Here is an 18711-nt window from a genome sequence, read left to right on the forward strand (position 1 = left end):
TCAGTTCTTGAGCGAGCTGTCGATGGCCTTCTGCGCGGCCTCGGCGGCCTTGGCCGCGTCGCCGCCCTTGACCACCGCCGCCTCGGCGATGCCGAACGGCTCCCAGACGGCCTGCATCTCGGGGATGGCCGGCATCGGCATACCGTTCTTGCCCGCGTCCATGAACTTGCCCGCGTCGGGGTCGGTCGCGCCGACCTCCTGCAGCGCCTCGGTCAGCGCCGGGGGCCGCGGGTCGGCCGCGTACAGGGCCTTGGCCACGTCCTTGTTGGTCACGTAGTTGGCGACGAACTCCTGCGCCAGGGTCTTGCTCTTGCCCTTGGAGGCCACGAAGAACGACTGGACGCCGACGAACGGGGTGGCGGGCTTGCCGTCCTTGAACGACGGGACGGGCGTGATGTCGTAGCTGATGCCGCCCTTCTTCACATCGCCCATGGCCCAGGGTCCGGAGATCAGGAACGCGCACTTGCCACCGGCGAAGCTGGCGATGTAGTTCTCGTTGGTGATGGACGTCTTGAGCGCGCCGTCACCCTTCTCCCCCAGCTCCTTCAGCTTGCCGAACGCCTTGACCGAGTCGGGCGAGCCGAGCAGCACCTTCTTCGGGTCCGGGTCGCCGGAGGCGGTGGTGCCGAACAGCGAGCCGCCGCCCGCCGCGAAGATCGGGTAGACGTGGAAGGCGTCGCCCTTCTGCGCCACCGGCAGGCAGAGCACCTCCTTGACCTTGCCCGCCGCCTTGAGCTCCTTGCCCTTCTTGACCATGTCCTCGAGCGTCGCGGGGGCCTCGGGCGCGAGCTTGGTGTTGCGGATCAGCGCGATGTTCTCCACCGCGTACGGCGCGGCCATCACCTGCCCGTCGAAGGTGACCGCCTTGATGGCGATCTCCGGGAACGCCGCCTTCTGCGCGTCGGTGAGGTTGACCGGGTCGATGGCGCCGTTCTGCACCAGGTTGCCGATCCAGTCGTGCGCGCCGACCATGATGTCCGGGCCGCTGCCCTGCTGGGAGGCGGTGAGGAAGGTCTGCTGGTTGTCCTTGCTGATCTCCTTCACCTCGACGGTCACGCCGTTCTCGGTGCCGAACTGCTCGGCGAAGGGCTTGAGCGCCTTGACTCGGTTGGGGTCGGCCCAGATCACCAGCTTGCCGCTGCCCTTGTCGGCGGGGGCCGAGGAGGAGGCGGCGGCGGAACCGCTGGGGGCGGCGGAGGGGGTGCCGGGCTGAGAACCGCCGCAGGCCGTGGCGGCTAATGCCAGGGACGTGAGAGCGGCCACACCCAGGGCTCGCTTGCGCATGGGACCTCCTGAGGTCACGGAGGGAGCAATTGACCGCTTTCGCGGCTTATGTTTCCGGGACGTTAGCGACTCTTTGCAAAATTTGGAAGAACTTGCGAAAGAGCGTTACCCGATCCAGACCCGCTGGATACTCCCTTGACCTCGCCAACCGAACGCGGCGGAGAAGTGGGGCCCCATCTGCAACTTTCCGCAACTTACACTTGACCCCACTGAACCATGCAGGCCATCCTGCACCAGACATCACGGACAAACCCCGGAAGGACCCCCATGCTCGGCAACGACGACTGGTGGCGGGACGCCGTCGTGTACCAGGTCTACCCACGCAGCTTCGCCGACGCGAACGGCGACGGCATGGGAGACCTGCCGGGCGTGCGCGAACGCCTGGACTACCTCGCCGAGCTGGGCGTGGACGCCATCTGGCTGAGCCCCTTCTACACCTCGCCGATGGCCGACGGCGGTTACGACGTGGCCGACTACCGCGACGTGGATCCGATGTTCGGCACGCTGGCCGACCTCGACGGGCTGATCGCCGACGCGCACGAGCGGGGCATCAGGGTGATCGTGGACCTGGTGCCGAACCACTCCTCCGACCGGCACCCGTGGTTCCAGGCAGGGCTGCGCGACCGCTACATCTTCCGGGACGAGCCCAACGACTGGGAGTCCATCTTCGGCGGCCCCGCCTGGACCCAGGTGGCCGACGGGCAGTGGTATCTGCACCTGTTCGCGCCCGAACAGCCCGACCTCAACTGGGACAACCCGGAGGTGCGGGCCGAGTTCCGCGACATCCTGCGGTTCTGGCTGGAGCGCGGGGTGGACGGCTTCCGCGTCGACGTGGCGCACGGCATGGTCAAGGCCGCCGGGCTGCCCGACGTGGGGCCTAAGGAGGGCCGCCAGGCCGAGATGCTCGGCGACGAGCGCGTGCCGTACTTCGACCAGGACGGCGTGCACGAGATCTACCGCGAGTGGCGGCCGATCCTCGACTCCTACCCCGGCGGGCGGATGGCCGTCGCCGAGGCGTGGGTGTCCTCCCCCGAGCGGCTGGCCCGCTACGTCGGCCCCGACGAGCTGCACCAGGCGTTCAACTTCGACTTCCTGCTGGCCGACTTCCACGCCAAGTCCTTCCGCGCGGTCATCGAGAAGGCGCTGGCCGAGGCGGAATTGGTGGGCGCGCCGACCACCTGGGTACTGTCCAACCACGACAAGCCCCGGCACGTCACCCGCCACGGCGGCCTGGCCAGGGCCAAGGCGGCCACGCTGCTGATGCTGGCGCTGCCCGGCTCGGCCTACCTCTACAACGGCGAGGAGCTCGGTCTGCCCGAGGTGCTCGACCTGCCCGACGAGCTGCGGCAGGACCCGGCGTTCCTGCGCAGCGGCGAGAGCCGCGACGGCTGCCGGGTGCCGATCCCGTGGACCACCGCCCCCGGCCTCGGCTGGCAGGACCCGTGGCTGCCGATCCCCGCCTCGTGGGCGGCGCTGTCGGTCGAGGCCCAGCACGACGACCCCGGCTCCACGCTGAACCTCTACCGGACCGCGCTGCGCCTGCGCAAGGCCCACCCGGCACTCGGCGGCGGCACGCTGACCTGGCTCGACTCGCCCAAGGACGTGCTGGCCATCGAGCGCTCGCCCGGCCTGGTCGTCATGCTGAACACCAGTGACCAGCCGGTGGAGGTGACCGGCGAGGTGCTGCTGTCGAGCGGCCCGCTCACCGCGGACGGCACCCTGCCGCCCGACACCACGGTGTGGCTCCAGCACTGACACGGGGCTGTTGGAGAATGGGACAAACTTTCCCCTTGTCCGACATATCGGGGTAAATGCCGTTAGTAGCCTCGATTTGATGTCACGCCTATGGGCGAGTTCTCTCCGCGGCCGCATCACGCTGGTGGCGGCCGCGGTGGCTACCGCTGTGCTGATTCCCGTGGGGACCGGCACGATCCTCGTGGCCAGGTCCGTGGTCGAGGCGAACGTGTGGAAGCAGACCAGGGACACCGCCGAGCAGGTGGCGGCCGAGTGGCGCGTGGGCGACCTCCCGCTGGGCGCGGCGATGCCGCTGATCGACCCCTCCGTCGACCTGATCCAGGTCGTCACGCCGACCGGTCAGGTGGTGGCGACCAGCGACGCGGCCCGCAACCTGCCGCCGCTCAGCGACGTCTGGCCCACCGCGGACAACCGGGTCATCAGCACCACGCACTGCCTGCCGAGGCAGTGCGTCCACCTGACGGCCGTCCGCACGTCGCCGTCCCCGACCTCGAACGTCGTGTACGCCGGGCGCACCACCCCCGGCCTGCTGGACACGAGGATCCTGGAGGCCGTCGTACTCACCGAGATCCTCGTGCTCATCGCGCTGGCCACCTGGACGACCTGGCTGGTCATGGGCCGGGCGCTGCGGCCGGTGGGCGCGATGCGGGCCGAGCTCGACGCGGTCAACGCCAGCGACCTGAGCAGCCGGGTGAGCCAGCCGCCGGGCAAGGACGAGGTCGCCCAGCTCGCCAGGTCCGTCAACGGCACGCTGGCCCGCCTGGAACGCTCGGCGTACCAGCAGCGCCGGTTCGCCTCCGACGCCTCGCACGAGCTGCGTACCCCCATCGCCGGGCTGCGCGCGCAGCTGGAGAGCGCCCAGCTCTACCCCGAGGACACCGACTTCATCGCGCTGGTGGACAGCGCGCTGCGCGACACCGACCGGCTCGAAGCGATCATCACCGACCTGCTGCTGCTGGCCAGGATCGGCTCCCGCGTGGACGTGGTGAAGGAGCGGGTGGATCTCGCCGTCCTGGTCCGCGACGAGCTGTCAACCCGCAATGACCGGCTGCCCGTCAAGCTGATGCTGGACGAGGGCGTGGTGGTGGAGGGGGTACGCCTGCAACTGGCCCGGGTGCTGACGAACCTGCTGGACAACGCCCAGCGCCATGCCGAGAGCATCGTCAAGGTGGCGGTCACCAGGGACGGGGACATGGCCGTACTGGCCGTGGAGAACGACGGCGTGGAGATCGCGCGGGCCGACCGCGAGTCCATCTTCGAGCGCTTCACCCGCCTGGACGCGGCCCGCAGCCGCGACTCCGGCGGCACCGGCCTGGGCCTGGCCATCGCGCGCGACGTGGCGGTGGCGCATCGCGGCGAGATCCACGTCGAGGAGTGTCGCGGCGGCGCCCGCTTCGTCCTGAGGCTGCCTGCCGTGTGACACGATCCACCTCCCGTTAGTCACCTTGTGACATGAAACGGTGGATTTCCTGATTGTTTGTCCGAGATCATGGGCACATGACGGAACAAGCGCCGCAAGGTGTGGACCCGCACATCCCCAATGCGTCGCGGATGTACGACTACTTTCTCGGTGGCAAGGACAACTTCAAGGCCGACCGGGATCTCGCCGAACTGGTGATGAGCGTCCTCCCCGAGGTCAGAGAGGGCACGAGGCAGAACCGCAAGTTCATCGGGCGAGTGGTCGAATACCTGTGCCGTCAGGGCATCACCCAGTTCCTCGATCTCGGCTCCGGCCTCCCGGCCGCGGAGAACGTGCACGAGGTCGCCCACCGGTTCGCGCCGGACGCGCGCATCGTCTACGTCGACAACGACCCCGTGGTCGCCGCGCATGGCCGCGCCCTGCTGGCCGACCCGAAGAAGGTCGCCATGGTGCTGGGCGACGGCCGCGAGCCGGAGAAGCTCCTGCGGCATCCCGAGGTGCTGTCGGTGCTGGACTTCGACCAGCCGGTCGCGGTGCTCATGATGTTCTTCCTGCACCTGGTGCCCGACGAGGACCGCCCGCAGGAGTTCGTGGCCGCCTACCGGGACGCGCTGGCGCCGGGCAGCTACCTGGCCATCTCCCATGTCGGCAACGACGTCGTGCCGGAGCGGGTGGCCAAGATCGTTGAGTTCTACCAGAAGGCCAACTCGCCGTTCTGCCCGCGCCCCGGCGCGGAGATCGCCCGGTTCTTCGGTGACTTCGAGCTGATCCCGCCGGGGCTGGCCAGCGGCCTGGGGCCGGAGGTCGGCTGGCCGTTCAACGACCCACAGGAGACGATCTTCCTCGACGACGAGATGGCGCGGATGGGCTACGCGGGCATCGGCCGCAAGCTCTGACCCATCTGACGACGGAGCAGAGCTTGCGGCGACCAGCGGCTCAGACCGGCGACATCTCCCGCCGCTCGTCGTCCGCCGCGGGCGGCTCGGGCCGCTCGTCCTCGTCCAGCAGCGTCGACTCGTCGAACGGCGCGTTGCCGGCGAGCACCTCGGCGGCTCGTTCCTTGTCGAAATCCCCCGTCCAGGTGGCGACGAGGATGGTGCCGACCGCGTTGCCGGCGAAGTTCGTCAGGGCGCGGGCCTCGGACATGAACCGGTCGATGCCGACGATGAGGCCGACGCCGTCGACCAGCGCCGGCCGGTGCGACTGGAGAGCACCGGCCAGCGTGGCCAGGCCCGCTCCGGTCACGCCCGCCGCGCCCTTGGAGGCGATCATCATGAACAGCAGCAGCGCGATCTGCTCACCGAACGACAGCGGCGCTCCGGTGGCCGAGGCGACGAACAGCGTGGCCATGGTCAGGTAGATCGCGGTGCCGTCGAGGTTGAAGGAGTAACCGGTCGGCACGGTGATGCCGGCCACCGTACGGCTCACGCCGAGGTGCTCCATCTTGGCGATCAGCCTGGGCAGCGCGGCCTCGGACGACGACGTGGACAGGATCAGCAGGAACTCGCGCCCCAGGTAGCGGAAGAGCGGCCACATGCCCACCTTGGCCACCATCCACAGCAGCGGGCCGAGCACGAGGCCGACGAACAGCAGGCAGGTGATGTAGAAGGCGACCATGATGATGCCCAGGGCCTTGAGCGCGTCCAGGCCGGTGGCGCCGACGACGGCGGCGATGGCGCCGAACGCGCCGATCGGCGCCGCCCACATGATCATGGCGAGGATGCGGAACACCAGCCGCTGGATGTGCTCGACGGCCGTCAGGATCGGCGCGGCCTTGGGTCCCATGGCCAGCAGCGCGAACCCGACGAGGAGCGCGACCAGCAGCGTCTGCAGCGTCTGTCCCTCGGTGAACGCCGACACCAGCGTGGTCGGGATGATGCTGAGCAGGAAGTCGGTCGATCCGGCGGCGGCCCCCTTGGCCGCCTCGGCCTCCGCGGCCTGCTTGGCCGCGTCGGTGAGGTGCAGCCCTGAGCCCGGGTCGATGAAGTTGCCGACCACGAGTCCGATGATCAGGGCTACGGTGGACATGATGGTGAAGTAGCCGATGGTGAGGCCACCGACCTTGCCGACCTTGGCCGCCTTGCTGACCGAGCCGACACCGAGCACGATCGTGCAGAAGATGATCGGGCCGATCATCATCTTGACGAGGTTGACGAACGCGGTGCCGAGCGGCTTGAGCTCCTTGCCGACGTCCGGCCAGACGAATCCGACCAGGATCCCTAGCAGCACCGCCACGATGACGGCCATGTAGAGAAGGTGGGTGCGATCACGACGCATGGGACGGTCTCCGGTCGTATGGACGAGACTGCTAACCATGCGAATATGCGCTCTGTGGTGACGCAGGTCACCATTGCGTAAGTTTCGTACACTGAAGAGATTCCCATGAGCCGATGGACCCTGGCCGGCCAGATGCTGGCCCTGCAACTGTTCGTTGTCGTCCTCACCCTGGTGAGCGCCGCCACGCTCGTCTCCGTGCTGGCCGGCAACCTCGTCACGGCCGAGGCGGCGGCCCAGGCCAGGGCGGCGGCCACCGCGGTGGCGGCCTCGCCCGACGTGCTGGCCGCGCTGGACGCTCCGTCGCCGACCAGCCGCCTGCAGCCGTTCGCCGAGCAGGTGCGTACCCAGACGGGCGTCGACTTCGTCACCATCATGAAGCCCGACGGAACCCGCTACACCCACCCCAACCCGGCGGAGATCGGCAAGCGCTTCCTCGGCCACATCGACCAGGCCCTGCGCGGGCAGACGTTCACGGAGACCTACACCGGCACGCTCGGCCCGTCCGTGCGGGCGGTCGCCCCGGTCCGCGCGCACGGCGCGACCGGCCCGGTGCGGGCGCTGGTCAGCGCGGGCATCAAGGTCGAGAGAGTGAGCGCCAGGCTGCGCGGCCTGCTCTTCTGGACCGGGCTCATCGCGCTGGTCGTGCTCGCCCTCGGCGCCGCCGGCACCTGGCTGGTGACGGCCCGGCTGCGCAGGCAGACACACGGGCTCGGGCCGGCCGAGCTGGGCCGCATCCACGAGCACCATGACGCGGTGCTGCACGCCGTACGCGAGGGGCTGCTGCTGGTCGGCAAGGACGGCACGCTGACGCTCTGCAACGACGCCGCGCGGCAGCTGCTCGGCCTGCCCGCCGACGCCGAAGGGCGGCACCTGGACGAGCTGGGCCTGTCGGAGGTGCTGGACGCCGGCCAGGAGGAGCGGGTGCACCTGGTCGGCGACCGGGTGCTGGCCGTCAACGGCGCGGCCAGCAGGCTGGGCACGGTGGTGACCGTGCGCGATCACACCGAGCTGCAGGCGCTGGCCGGACAGCTGGACGCCGAGCGCGGGTTCGCCGAGTCGCTCCGGTCGGCCGCCCACGAGTCGGCCAACAAGCTGCACACGGTCATCACACTGGTGGAGCTGGGCCGCACGGAGCAGGCCGTGGCGTTCGGCACCGCGGAGCTGCGGGCGGCGCAGCATCTGACGGACCGGGTGATGGGCGCGGTACGCGAGCCGGTCCTGGCCGCGCTGCTGCTGGGCAAGAGCGCGGAGGCGGCCGAGCGCGGCGGCGAGCTGGTGATCAGCGAGGACAGCGAGCTGGACGACCTCGGCCTGGACGCCGGGGAGCTCGTCACGATCGTCGGCAACCTCATCGACAACGCGATCGACGCGGCGACGCGGGTCGAGGTGCTGCTGCGGGCCGGGCCGGACGGCTTCCTCATCAGGGTGGCCGACGACGGGCCCGGTCTGATCGCGCCCGACGCGTTCCGGAAGGGCTGGACCACCAAGGGCGACGGGCACGGCCTGGGGCTCGCGCTGGTGGGGCAGGCGGTGCGGCGGCTGGGCGGGTCGATCGAGGTGGACGGCTCGGTGTTCACCGTACGACTGCCCGTTCCCGAGCCCGCGACGGAGCCGGTCCGATGATCTCGGTGCTGGTGGTCGAGGACGAGGAGATCACCGCCGAGGCCAACCGCATCTACGTGGCCCGGGTGCCGGGCTTCGAGGTGGCGGGCGTGGTGCGCTCGGGCGGGGAGGCGCTGCGGTTCCTGCGGCGCACGCCGGTCGATCTCATCCTGCTCGACCTGTACCTGCCCGACATGCCGGGGCTTGAGGTCTGCCGGGCCGTACGGGCGGGCGGGCTGCTGTGCGACGTGATCGCGGTCACCTCCGCGCGCGATCTGGCCATGGTGCGCTCGGCGGTGTCCCTGGGCATTTCCCAGTACCTCCTCAAGCCGTTCACCTTCTCGACACTTCACGAGAAGCTGACCCGCTATGCCCGGTTCAAGGAGGAGGCCTGCGAGATCGTCGGGCAGGGTGACGTGGATCGGGTGCTCGGCACCCTGCGCGGCCGCTCCGAGCTGCCGAAAGGCATGGCCCGCGACACCCTCGACGTGGTCGTCGCCGAGCTGCGCGGGCGCCCCGCGGGGATGTCGGCGCAAGCCGTGGGGACGGCGGCCGGGGTCTCCCGGGTGACAGCACGCAGATACCTGGAACACCTGGTGGAGCTGGGGATCGCGGTGCGGATGCCACAGTACGGCGGAGTGGGCCGTCCAGAGTTGCTCTACCGGATCCCCCCGGAAAGTTAATAAAGGGGATGCTGCTCGTTCAATCCGTGCCTCTAGCTTCGGGATGCAATCCGTAAGCACTGAGGAGTCACGTTGCGAGTCCTGGCCGTTGTTCCCGCCCGCGGCGGTTCTGCGGGTGTTCCCCTGAAGAACCTCGCGCCGGTCGGTGGTATCCCCCTGGTCACCCGAGCCGTACGCGCCGCGCTGCGCAGCGAGCTGATCGACCGGGTGGTGGTCAGCACCGACCACGCGGGAATCGCCGAGGCCGCCAAGGAGGCGGGCGCGCACGTCGTGGACCGTCCGGAGGAGCTGAGCGGCTCGACCGCCTCCAGCGAGTCGGCGGTCCTGCACGCGCTCGACACGCTCGGTGAGGACCCGGAAGTGGTCGTGCTCGTGCAGTGCACCAGTGCGTTCATCGACTCCGAGGACCTGTCGGCGGCCGTGCGCAAGGTGCTCGACGGCGAGGCCGACGCGGTCGTGTCGGGCCTGCCGACGCACGAGTTCCTCTGGACCCCGGCCGGCGCCGGGATCAACCACGACCCCGCGTTCAGGCCGCGCAGGCAGGACCGTGAGCCGCAGTTCCGCGAGAACGGCGCGTTCTACGTCATGCGCACCTCCGGGCTGCGCGAGCACGGCCACCGCTTCTTCGGCACCATCGCCGTGCAGCCGGTGCCGGTGCGGCACGCGATCGAGATCGACGACCCCGAGGACCTGGAGCTGGCCCGCGCGCTGGCCCCGTTCGTGGACCTGCCCGAGCCGATCGACGTCGACGCGGTCATCACCGACTTCGACGGCGTGCACACCGACGACCGCGCCTACGTCGACTCCGACGGCCGCGAGATGGTGCTGGTCAGCCGCTCCGACGGGATGGGCATCGCGCTGCTGCGCCGCTCCGGGGTGAAGGTGCTGGTCATGTCGACCGAGCACAACCCGGTCGTGGCCGCCCGCGCCCGCAAGCTGGGCGTGCCCGTGCTGCAGGGCATCGCCGAGAAGCGGGTCGTGCTGCGCGACTGGCTGACGATCGAGGGCCTCGACCCGGCCCGTGTCGCCTACGTGGGCAACGACGTCAACGACCTGGGCCCGATGGCCGAGGTGGGCTGGCCGATCGCGGTGCCCGACGCGCACCCGCGGGTCCGGGCGGCCGCCAGGGTCGTGCTGTCCAAGGCGGGCGGCGAGGGCGCCGTACGCGAGCTGTGCGACCGGGTCGTGGCGGCCCGGCCCGCGGAGCCTGCGCCTGAGACCAGGCAGCGGCCCAGGTTCGGCCCGGTGGCGGTCGGCGAGGTGCTGGTCGGCGACGGCGAGCCCGTCTACGTCATCGGCGAGATCGGCATCAACCACAACGGCGACCTCGACCTGGCCCGCCGGCTCATCGACGTGGCGGCCGACGCGGGCTGCCAGGCGGTGAAGTTCCAGAAGCGCACCCCGGCGATCTGCGTGCCCGAGGCGCAGAAGGGGCAGATCAGGCAGACGCCCTGGGGCGAGATGACCTATCTGGAGTACAAGGAGCGGACCGAGTTCGGTTACGACGAGTACCGCCAGATCGCCAAGTACTGCGACGAGCGCGGCCTGCACTGGTTCGCCTCGCCGTGGGACGTGCCCTCCATCGACTTCCTCGAAGAGATGGACGTCGTGGCGCACAAGATCGCCTCGGCCAGCGTCGCCGACCATGAGCTGCTGCGCGCCCTCGCGGCGACGGGCAAGCCGCTGATGCTGTCGACCGGCATGTCCACGCTCTCCGAGATCGACCAGGCCGTCGAGATCCTCGGCACCGACAAGCTGATCATGATGCACGCCACCTCCACCTACCCCCTCCCGCCGGAGGAGGCGAACCTGCGTACGATCACCACCCTCAAGGAGCGCTACGGCGTGCCCGTCGGCTACTCCGGGCACGAGCGCGGCCTGCAGATCTCGCTGGCCGCGGTGACGCTCGGCGCGGTCTGCGTGGAGCGGCACATCACGCTCGACCGGACCATGTGGGGCTCCGACCACGCCGCGTCGCTGGAGCCGTCGGGTCTGGAGCACCTGGTGCGCGACATCCGGATCATCGAGCAGGCCATGGGCGACGGCGTCAAGCGCGTCTTCCCCGGTGAGGAGGCCCCCAAGGCCCGCCTGCGCCGCGTCACCGTCTGACGAGCGCGATCTTGACCACTCTGTCCGTCATCGTGCCCGTGCGTGACGGCGAGCGTTTCATCGCCGACGCGCTCTCCTCGCTCTGCCGCAACGCCCGGCGCGACTTCGAGTTCATCGTCGTGGACGACGGTTCGGTGGACGCCACCGGCGCCATCGCCGATGACTTCCGCGCCGACCTGCCCGGCCTGTCCGTCCTGCGCAATCCGGCGCCGGTCGGGCTCGCCGACGCGCGCAACACCGGGCTGTCGGCCGCCTCGGGCCGGTACGTCACGTTCATGGACGGCGACGACTGGCTCGCCCCCGGCTACCTGGCCGGGCTCGTCGAGGCCATCGAGGGCCTCGGCTGCGACTTCGTCCGCGCCGACCACGTACAGGTCGAGGGACGTAAGCGGGTCGTGCACCGCGCTCCGCTGGCGCGGCGGGGCGTGGTGCTCAACCCTCGGGACGCGATCCTGCCCGCGAACGTGCGGACCATGGTCGACTATCCCTACGCCTGGGCCGGGATCTACCGGCGCTCGCTGCACGATCTGCTGCACTTCCCCGGCTCGCTGCACACCGCGGAGGACCGGCCGTGGATCTGGCGGCTGCACAGGGAGGCGGCCTCGTTCGCGGTGGTCTCCCTGGCCGGGGTGTTCTACCGGCGGATGGTGTCGGGGTCGCTCACGCGGGTGGGCGACGAGCGGCAGCTGCACTTCTTCGACGCCTTCGAGCTGGTGTTCAAGGACCTCGAGGAGGAGTTCCTGCCCAAGGCCGTACGGAACTTCTGCGCGCTGCTGGCCCACCACCTGGAGATCGCCGACCGCTTCACCCCGCAGCTGCGCGCCCGGTTCGAGGAGCGCGGCGCGGAGATGGTGCGCACGCTGCCCACCGGCCTGGTGGCGGACGTGGTGTCGCGGATGTCCGTGGAACGCGAGGCCACCCTGCGGGCCCTGCTGCCCGACCTCCCCCCGAACCCCCACGTGCGGCCGCGCCGCGAACGGGAGGACTCATGACGACCGTCTTCTACGCCTCGACGCTGTTCGGGGCGATGTCGCTGGCGGCCGGGATCGACGACGGCCGCTTCGCCGAGGGACGCCGGGTCCTCATCGTGTCCAACAACGCGGCGATCCCCGAGGTGACCGTCCCGCTCGACCGGACGCCGGGCTTCGCGGTGCTGCGCTCCCGCTTCGACGAGATCCACTCGTGGAACGACCTGATCGCGCCGCTGCACCCGTCGGACTGGAAGGCCCGCGTCATCGAGGTGCCGATGATGGAGCGGCTGATCCGCGCTCAGTTGGGGCTCGAGGACGCGGCCGAGCTGGTGCTGGAGTCGATCGCCGTGCCGCCCGCCCGGACGATCGCCGGGCTGGTGCGCGACTGCCCGATCACCGTCTACTCCGACGGCCTGATGAGCTACGGCCCGACCCGCGACCCGCTGCCCGCCGAGATCTTCCGCCGCATCACCCGCCTGCTGCATCTGGACCTCGTGCCGGGGCTGGAGCCGCTCCTGCTCAGCGAGTACGGCGTGCCGGCCCAGATCCTGCCGGACGAGGCGTTCCTGGCGGTGGTCCGGCAGGTGGCGACGACCGCGCCCGACATGCTGGCCGGGCAGGCGATGATCCTCGGGCAGTACCTGTCCGCGCTGGAGATCGTCACGCCGGAGGAGGAGGCGGCGCTGCACGAGACGATGCTGCGCGGCCTGGTCGCCCGGGGCTACTCGACCGTCGTGTTCAAGCCGCACCCGGCGGCCGGGCGCCGGCACGCGCAGCTGCTCAGGGCCGCCGCCGAGCCGCTGGACGTGCGGCTGCTGGTCGCCGGGGAGAGCGTCCCGGCCGAGGTGTGCTTCTCGGCGCTCCGGCCCGAGCTGGTCGTGGGCTGCTTCTCGACCGGCCTGATCACGGCCGGGCGCTACTTCGGGCTGCCGGTGGCCTCGTACGGGACCGATCTGGTGCTGGAGCGGCTGGCCCCGTACGAGAACAGCAACCGGGTGCCCGTCACGATCGTCGACGCGCTGCTGCCCCGCATGTCGGCGGACGGCACGATCGAGCCGGCGCCGCGCGGCTATCTGCGGGAGCTGGTGCGGGCCGTGGGTTACTGCATGCAGGCCGAGACCTATCCGGAGCTGCGGCCGGTGGACTTCGACTTCGACCCGCGCTACTTCAAGCGCAAGCGTCTGGAGACGCTCGGGCTGACGGCCAAGCCCACGGCGCTGACGCGGCTGCGCCGCAAGATCCGCTCCGCGATCTGAACGAGCGGCGCCCCCGGAGGACAGCGTTCTCCGGGGGGCAACGACTTCAGGACAGCGCCCGCAGATAGCGGCGCATCCGCCGCTTGGCCCGGTAGCCGACGCGCAGCATGGTGGGCGGCACGTCCAGGCGCATCCTGGCCCGTCGGCGGGCGGCGGCGTGCTCCGGCCCGTCGAGCAGCGACCTGGCCGGGACCCGCGGGCCGCCGGCCACCAGCCCGCCCAGCAGCGCGGCCCAGTCGTTGCGCTCCGCCGGGTGGAAGTAGTTGGCCGCGCACCACCTGGCGTCGGCGGCGCGGAAGCCGCCGCCGGCCAGCTCGTCGAGCGTGCCCAGCAGCCCGCTGTCCTCGAACACCAGGTTGATCATCTCCGCGCTCACGCCGAAGTCGCTCAGCACCAGCAGCGGCACGTCCTGCGCGATGGCCTCCAGCGCCGCCGTCGAGCTGACGGTCACGAACCCGGCCGCCTGAGCCAGCTGGTCGTGCATCGAACCCACCTCGAACGCCACCCGCCCCGGCTCGCCGAGCTCGCGCCAGAGCCGCTGGTAGTGGAAGCGCTCGTTGTGCGTCTGCCGCTCGTCCTCCAGCGCGCGCAGCTTCACCACCACGTCCAGGTCCGGGCGGCGGGCGGCCAGCTCGGCCAGGGACAGCAGGATGCGTTCGCGATCCTCACGCTCACGCGGCACCTTGGCCTGGGTGGCGAACACCACCCGGTTCCCGCCGCCGCGCACGGCCCGGGGGCGCAGGAACGGCAGCCGGGCCAGCCCGACCGCCCCTCCCCCGCCGAGCTGGGCGGCGATCCCGCCGAACTCGGCCACTTCCCGCTCGCTGTGCACCACGAACAGGTCGCACCCGCTGCGGAACAGCCACGCCTTCTCCGTCGCGGGCACCGAGATGCCCGGCAGCCCGGTCACGAACACCGGCCGCGGCCGCAGCCCGGCGAACGCCTCGGCCACCAGTACGTCGACGACCGGCCCCGTACAGGCCACGATGATCGCGTCCGGCCGCGTCCGCTCCGCCAGACGCCGCACCGCCCGCGCCGGCATCAGCGGCGGCGCGGGACGCCCGCCCACGGCGGCGGCGATCTGCTCGGGCGAGGGCGCGATCGGCGTGCGCACCACCGCGAGGTCCGTCTCGCAGCCGGGCGGCAGGTCTTCCAGCAGGCAGGACGCCCACTTCAGGTACGAGTCGGAGTCGGCCACGGCCAGCACTCTCAAGTGGTCACTCCAGTCAAATACGGGCAGACGCCCAGTCGTATGGGTTGAACGCCGGTCTTGACCGGCCGTTCCAGTCACGTACGGAGCAAGCCGGTCACCCGGCGACTCCGTCAGCTGCGGGATGAGCCGGTCACCCGGCGACTCCCATCAGCGGCGAGATAAGCCGATCATCCGGCCACTCCGGTCAGATGGGAGCGCAGGTCGGGGGCCGCCCTGCTGGTCCACCAGTCGTCCGGCACGTCCACCGCCTCGACCGCGACGCCGCGCGGGCCGAGCAGCACGCGCAGCGAGGTGATCGCGGTGGACGGCAGGCTGAGCACCCGCTGGCCGGGATCGAGACCGCGCAGCGTCAGCTCAGCGGGTACGCCGGCGTCGTGCACGGTGATCTCGGGCCGCTCGCGGATGACCGCCACGTCAGCGGGGTCCTCGCGGCGGTGCGGGAAGTAGGCGAGCGGCTCCTCGGCGGCCCGCTCCATCAGCCAGCTCAGGTAGCGGTCCCGGTGGACCAGTCCGTTCCTGACCAGGGAGGTGCCGAGCACGACGGTCCGCTCGGCCGGTCCCGGCCCGCTCAGCGGCTGCTCGCGCAGCCAGCCGAAGTCGTGGCGGACCAGGTCGACGCCCGCCGCGCGGACGGCCGCCGCCAGCTCGTCGGTCACCGGCAGCGCGGTGAAGACCGACACCCGGCTCGCGCGCAGCCTGATCGCCGCCGCCAGCCCCAGGGCCGCGCGCAGCTTTCCCGGGTGGGCCCGCGCCCGTAACAGCGGTTTGTACGGCCCTTCGGCTAGCAGAGACAGCAACCGGAGCGTGGCCAGCCCGTCATCGACGATCACGATGCGGCCCGGATGGGAGACGAGCCAGCGCAGCTGAACCCGGCCGGAGAAGGCGTCGCCGACGGCGTGCGGGGAGCGCGGCATGCGCTCGCGCGGCTCGGCCAGCTCCAGCCCCTCGGGCAGAGCCAGACCGGACAGCTCCCGGCGAGTGGCTTTGAGCGCTCGCAGCCCGGCACGCGGCACGACGACCGTGGCAGGCCCGAGCAGTCCAGCGCGGTGCGCCTCTATGGCGCACAGCATCTGAAGCGGGGACTCCACCCAGGCCGACGCCTGTTTGCCCACTCTGTTACCCCCGCGGGGTGATAGCCCGATCACGACCGCTTCAAGCTAGCCCGGCCGCCTTAAGCCGCCAGAAACGGGACATGAACAATGGGACCCATGAACTCGCTACTACTCAACAGCGACGGCGTGCAGGTGCCGCAGCTCGGGTTCGGCGTCTGGCAGGTGCCGAGCGACGAGGCCGAACAGGTCGTGACGGCCGCTCTGGAGACCGGTTACCGCCACATCGACACCGCCAGCGCGTACGGGAACGAGGAGGGCGTCGGCCGGGCCGTACGCGCCTCGGGGATCCCGCGCGAGAAGCTGTTCGTCACCACCAAGCTCTTCAACAACGACCACGAGCGGGCGGAGGAGGCGTTCGACGAGAGCCTGTCCCGGCTCGGTCTCGACTACGTGGACCTGTACCTGATCCACTGGCCGGTGCCGTCCCGGAACAAGTATCTGCAGGCCTGGCGCGGCCTGGAGAAGATCTACCGTCAGGGACGGGCCAAGGCGATCGGTGTGTCCAATTTCACCATCGAGACCCTCACCCGGGTCATCGACGAGGCCGACATCGTTCCGTCCATCAACCAGATCGAGCTGCACCCGTACTTCCAGCAGCGCGCGCTGCGGGAGTTCCACGAGGCCAACGGCATCCTCACGGAGGCGTGGAGCCCGCTGGGGCAGGGCAAGGGCCTGCTCGGCGACCCGGCGCTGGCCGTGCTGGCGGAGAAGCACGGCAAGACGCCGGCCCAGATCGTGCTGCGCTGGCACATCCAGCTGGGCAATGTGACGATCCCCAAGTCGGTCACGCCCGCGCGGATCAAGGAGAACTTCGAGGTGTTCGACTTCGTCCTCGACGCCGAGGACATGGCGGCCATAGGCGCCCTGACCAAGCAGGACGGCCGGATCGGGCCCGACCCGGAGACTTTCAGCTGGATGGGGTAAGTCCCTAGGATCTTTCCCCATGAAGGATCTCGCATGGGGCATAGCGGCCACGGGTGTCATCGCTGCAAGGGTCGGGGCGGTCATCGCCGCTGAGCCGGGAATGCGGGTGGCCGCCGTCGGTTCGCGCGACCTCGGCCGCGCGCGGGCGCTGGCCTCGGAACTGGGCGCCGAGTCGGCGTACGGCTCGTACGCGGAGCTGTGCGCCGACCCCGGCGTCGACGCGATCTACGTGGCGACCCCGCACGCCCAGCACCTGGAGGTCGCCGAGGCGGCGATCGCGGCGGGCAAGGCGGTGCTGTGCGAGAAGCCGCTCGCCGCGTCCGTCGCCGACGCCGAGCGGATGGTCCAGCTCGCCCGCGATGCCGGGGTGTTCCTGATGGAAGCCATGTGGACCCGGTTCAATCCGCTCATTCAGCGGGTGGCCGGCGATCCCCGGTTCGGGGAGATCCGCTCGGTCCAGGCGTCGTTCGGCTTCAAGGCTCCCTACGACCCCGCGCACCGGCTGTGGGCGCCGGAGCTGGGCGGCGGGGCGCTGCTCGACCTGGGCGTCTACTCGTTCGGGCTGGCGCAGCTGCTGCTCGGGATGCCCTCACGGATGCACGTCACGGGCTCGCTGGCGCCCTCGGGGGTGGACGCGGAGGCGGGCGGGGTGCTGGTCTATCCGGGCGGCAGGCGGGCCCTGGTGGAGTGCTCGCTGCTGGGCCCGTACGCGAACGACGCCCTCGTGGTGGGCACCGACATGCGCGCCCACATCAAGGCGCCGTTCTGGGCGCCGGAGCGGGTCGTGCTGAGCGGGCCGTCGATGGAGACGGAGGAGTTCGTGCTCGATCCGGCGGACAACGGATACGCCGGCGAGGTGCGCGAGGTACGGGACGCCATGGCCGAAGGCAGGACCGAATCCGCGATCATGCCACTTGACGAAAGCCTTGCCATGATGGGGCTTCTGGCCGACGCGAGGGAGCAGCTCTCTTAGCTGGCGATTTATCCATTTGTAAGACCCTTGCCACTTGCATTACCTTTGTGGTCATATGAGGCATACGTCCGGTTTGTCCGTTCGTTGCCAGACCATCGCACAAAGGCATCACAGGACCGTCCTGTGACCGCTGAATCCGCCTCGCGCGGAACCGGGGACCCACCGTCCTTTGGGGTGTATCGGCACGTCACGTGCCGTAGGACAGCTTCCACGTCCGAACCCGTCAGCTAACCCGGTAAGCGGCATGGAAGCAAGGAGTTACCCCCTCGATGGCCAAGTCCCATCTTTTTCGCGCCACCAAGTCGACCTTCGCTCACGTCGTCCTCGGCGTGAGCGTCGCGGCCGCCGCCTTCGCCGGCCAGTCCGCCGCCCACGCGGACACCGCCACCGCCCACGCTGCCGCGGCCCCGGCACACGCCGCCGCCGCGAAGAGCCACCCGGAGAGCGAGGTCAAGGCCAAGGCCACGGTCTCGCGGGTTCTGGCGCTAGCCAAGGCCCAGGTCGGCACCACTGAGAACGCCTACGGTGGCGGCACCAAGTTCCAGAAGTGGTACATGAACTCCCCGCGCGCCCTGGAGACCCTCAGACGCGACGGCGGCACCCGCGCGGACTACCTGAACGCCGCCTGGTGCTCGATGTTCGTCTCGTGGGTCGGCGAGCAGTCCGGCGCGCGCAGCATGATCGGCTGGGACGCCTACACGGTCGAGCACGCGAAGTGGTTCGCCAACAACAACCACTGGGGCACGACCCCGAAGCCGGGCGCCGTGGTGTTCTTCTCGTGGGGCGGCAGCAAGAGCCTGGACGACATCGAGCACGTCGGCTTCGTCGTCAAGGACAACCACGACGGCACAATCTCCACGATCGAGGGCAACACAGGCAACGGCAGCGTCCAGCAGCGCGTCCGGCCGACGTCCCAGGTGGTCGGCTACGGCTACCCGAACTACGGGGCCTGACGACTTCCTGATCGAGGGCTCTCCTGCCGACGAGCGCGCGTCCTACTGGACGCGCGCTCGTCGGCGTCCTACTCTCCCGTACCGGCGTCTTACTCTCACGTACCGGCTGCCGAAAAGCCCACCACGTTGGGCTGAACAGCGCATGGCTGCCTTATCTGCCCATCCGACCGCAACCCCCC

Annotated in this window: 15 protein-coding genes and 1 riboswitch; of the genes, 11 read left to right on the top strand and 4 right to left on the bottom strand. The window is 70.3% G+C overall.

Features of this window, described 5'->3' with window-relative positions; genetic code table 11:
* On the bottom strand, window positions 1-1284 hold the full coding sequence (locus AB0B64_RS40920) for a maltose ABC transporter substrate-binding protein (RefSeq protein WP_358184783.1): 1284 nt from the start codon (window positions 1282-1284) through the stop codon (window positions 1-3).
* A 267-nt stretch (window positions 1285-1551) separates the two neighbouring features.
* On the opposite strand from AB0B64_RS40920, the gene AB0B64_RS40925 reads away from it, so the two are divergent.
* The 3 genes from AB0B64_RS40925 to AB0B64_RS40935 all read left to right on the top strand — a co-directional run bounded on the left by AB0B64_RS40925 (window position 1552) and on the right by AB0B64_RS40935 (window position 5355).
* Window positions 1552-3039, top strand: coding sequence for a glycoside hydrolase family 13 protein (locus tag AB0B64_RS40925; protein WP_358184786.1), 1488 nt, complete (start codon window positions 1552-1554; stop codon window positions 3037-3039).
* Between the two features lie 79 nt (window positions 3040-3118).
* Window positions 3119-4459 carry a HAMP domain-containing sensor histidine kinase gene (locus tag AB0B64_RS40930; protein ID WP_357952576.1) on the top strand — a complete coding sequence of 447 codons (1341 nt, stop codon included), beginning with the start codon at window positions 3119-3121 and terminating at the stop codon, window positions 4457-4459.
* 77 nt (window positions 4460-4536) lie between these two features.
* Window positions 4537-5355, top strand: coding sequence for an SAM-dependent methyltransferase (locus AB0B64_RS40935; RefSeq protein WP_358184789.1), 819 nt, complete (start codon window positions 4537-4539; stop codon window positions 5353-5355).
* Between the two features lie 40 nt (window positions 5356-5395).
* Here AB0B64_RS40935 and AB0B64_RS40940 read toward each other — a convergent pair whose 3' ends face one another.
* On the bottom strand, window positions 5396-6736 hold the full coding sequence (locus AB0B64_RS40940) for a cation:dicarboxylase symporter family transporter (protein ID WP_357952574.1): 1341 nt from the start codon (window positions 6734-6736) through the stop codon (window positions 5396-5398).
* A gap of 105 nt (window positions 6737-6841) precedes the next feature.
* Between AB0B64_RS40940 and AB0B64_RS40945 the strand changes: the two genes are divergently transcribed.
* The 5 genes from AB0B64_RS40945 to AB0B64_RS40965 all read left to right on the top strand — a co-directional run bounded on the left by AB0B64_RS40945 (window position 6842) and on the right by AB0B64_RS40965 (window position 13357).
* A complete protein-coding gene (locus AB0B64_RS40945) occupies window positions 6842-8359 on the top strand; it encodes a sensor histidine kinase (RefSeq protein WP_358184792.1) in 1518 nt (505 codons plus the stop codon).
* A complete protein-coding gene (locus AB0B64_RS40950) occupies window positions 8356-9021 on the top strand; it encodes a response regulator (protein ID WP_357952572.1) in 666 nt (221 codons plus the stop codon). The genes AB0B64_RS40945 and AB0B64_RS40950 overlap by 4 nt, the downstream gene beginning before the upstream one ends.
* A 72-nt stretch (window positions 9022-9093) precedes the next feature.
* Window positions 9094-11130: an N-acetylneuraminate synthase family protein gene (locus AB0B64_RS40955; RefSeq protein WP_357952571.1), complete on the top strand. Its 2037-nt coding sequence runs from the start codon at window positions 9094-9096 to the stop codon at window positions 11128-11130.
* Window positions 11131-11141: 11 nt separating this feature from the next.
* Window positions 11142-12122: a glycosyltransferase family 2 protein gene (locus AB0B64_RS40960; protein WP_358184795.1), complete on the top strand. Its 981-nt coding sequence runs from the start codon at window positions 11142-11144 to the stop codon at window positions 12120-12122.
* Window positions 12119-13357 carry a polysialyltransferase family glycosyltransferase gene (locus AB0B64_RS40965; protein ID WP_358184798.1) on the top strand — a complete coding sequence of 413 codons (1239 nt, stop codon included), beginning with the start codon at window positions 12119-12121 and terminating at the stop codon, window positions 13355-13357. Before AB0B64_RS40960 ends, AB0B64_RS40965 begins: the two co-directional genes overlap by 4 nt.
* A 46-nt stretch (window positions 13358-13403) precedes the next feature.
* Here the strand turns inward: AB0B64_RS40965 and AB0B64_RS40970 are convergent, their stop codons facing one another.
* A complete protein-coding gene (locus tag AB0B64_RS40970; RefSeq protein WP_357952866.1) occupies window positions 13404-14564 on the bottom strand; it encodes a DUF6716 putative glycosyltransferase in 1161 nt (386 codons plus the stop codon).
* Between the two features lie 173 nt (window positions 14565-14737).
* Window positions 14738-15682, bottom strand: a complete 945-nt coding sequence (locus AB0B64_RS40975) for a hypothetical protein (protein ID WP_357952568.1) — start codon at window positions 15680-15682, stop codon at window positions 14738-14740.
* Between the two features lie 96 nt (window positions 15683-15778).
* Between AB0B64_RS40975 and AB0B64_RS40980 the strand changes: the two genes are divergently transcribed.
* The 3 genes from AB0B64_RS40980 (at window position 15779) to AB0B64_RS40990 (ending at window position 18532) form a co-directional block, all read left to right on the top strand.
* A complete protein-coding gene (locus AB0B64_RS40980; RefSeq protein ID WP_358184801.1) occupies window positions 15779-16606 on the top strand; it encodes an aldo/keto reductase in 828 nt (275 codons plus the stop codon).
* A gap of 19 nt (window positions 16607-16625) precedes the next feature.
* On the top strand, window positions 16626-17579 hold the full coding sequence (locus AB0B64_RS40985) for a Gfo/Idh/MocA family oxidoreductase (RefSeq protein ID WP_357952566.1): 954 nt from the start codon (window positions 16626-16628) through the stop codon (window positions 17577-17579).
* A gap of 118 nt (window positions 17580-17697) precedes the next feature.
* Window positions 17698-17836: riboswitch (cyclic di-AMP (ydaO/yuaA leader) on the top strand.
* A 12-nt stretch (window positions 17837-17848) separates the two neighbouring features.
* The gene (locus AB0B64_RS40990) at window positions 17849-18532 is read left to right on the top strand and encodes a CHAP domain-containing protein (RefSeq protein WP_357952565.1); all 684 of its coding nucleotides are present in this window, start codon (window positions 17849-17851) and stop codon (window positions 18530-18532) included.
* The last annotated feature ends 179 nt before the right edge of the window (window positions 18533-18711 follow it).

The organism is Nonomuraea sp. NPDC049129, assembly GCF_040648495.1.
Classification (GTDB): Bacteria; Actinomycetota; Actinomycetes; order Streptosporangiales; family Streptosporangiaceae; genus Nonomuraea.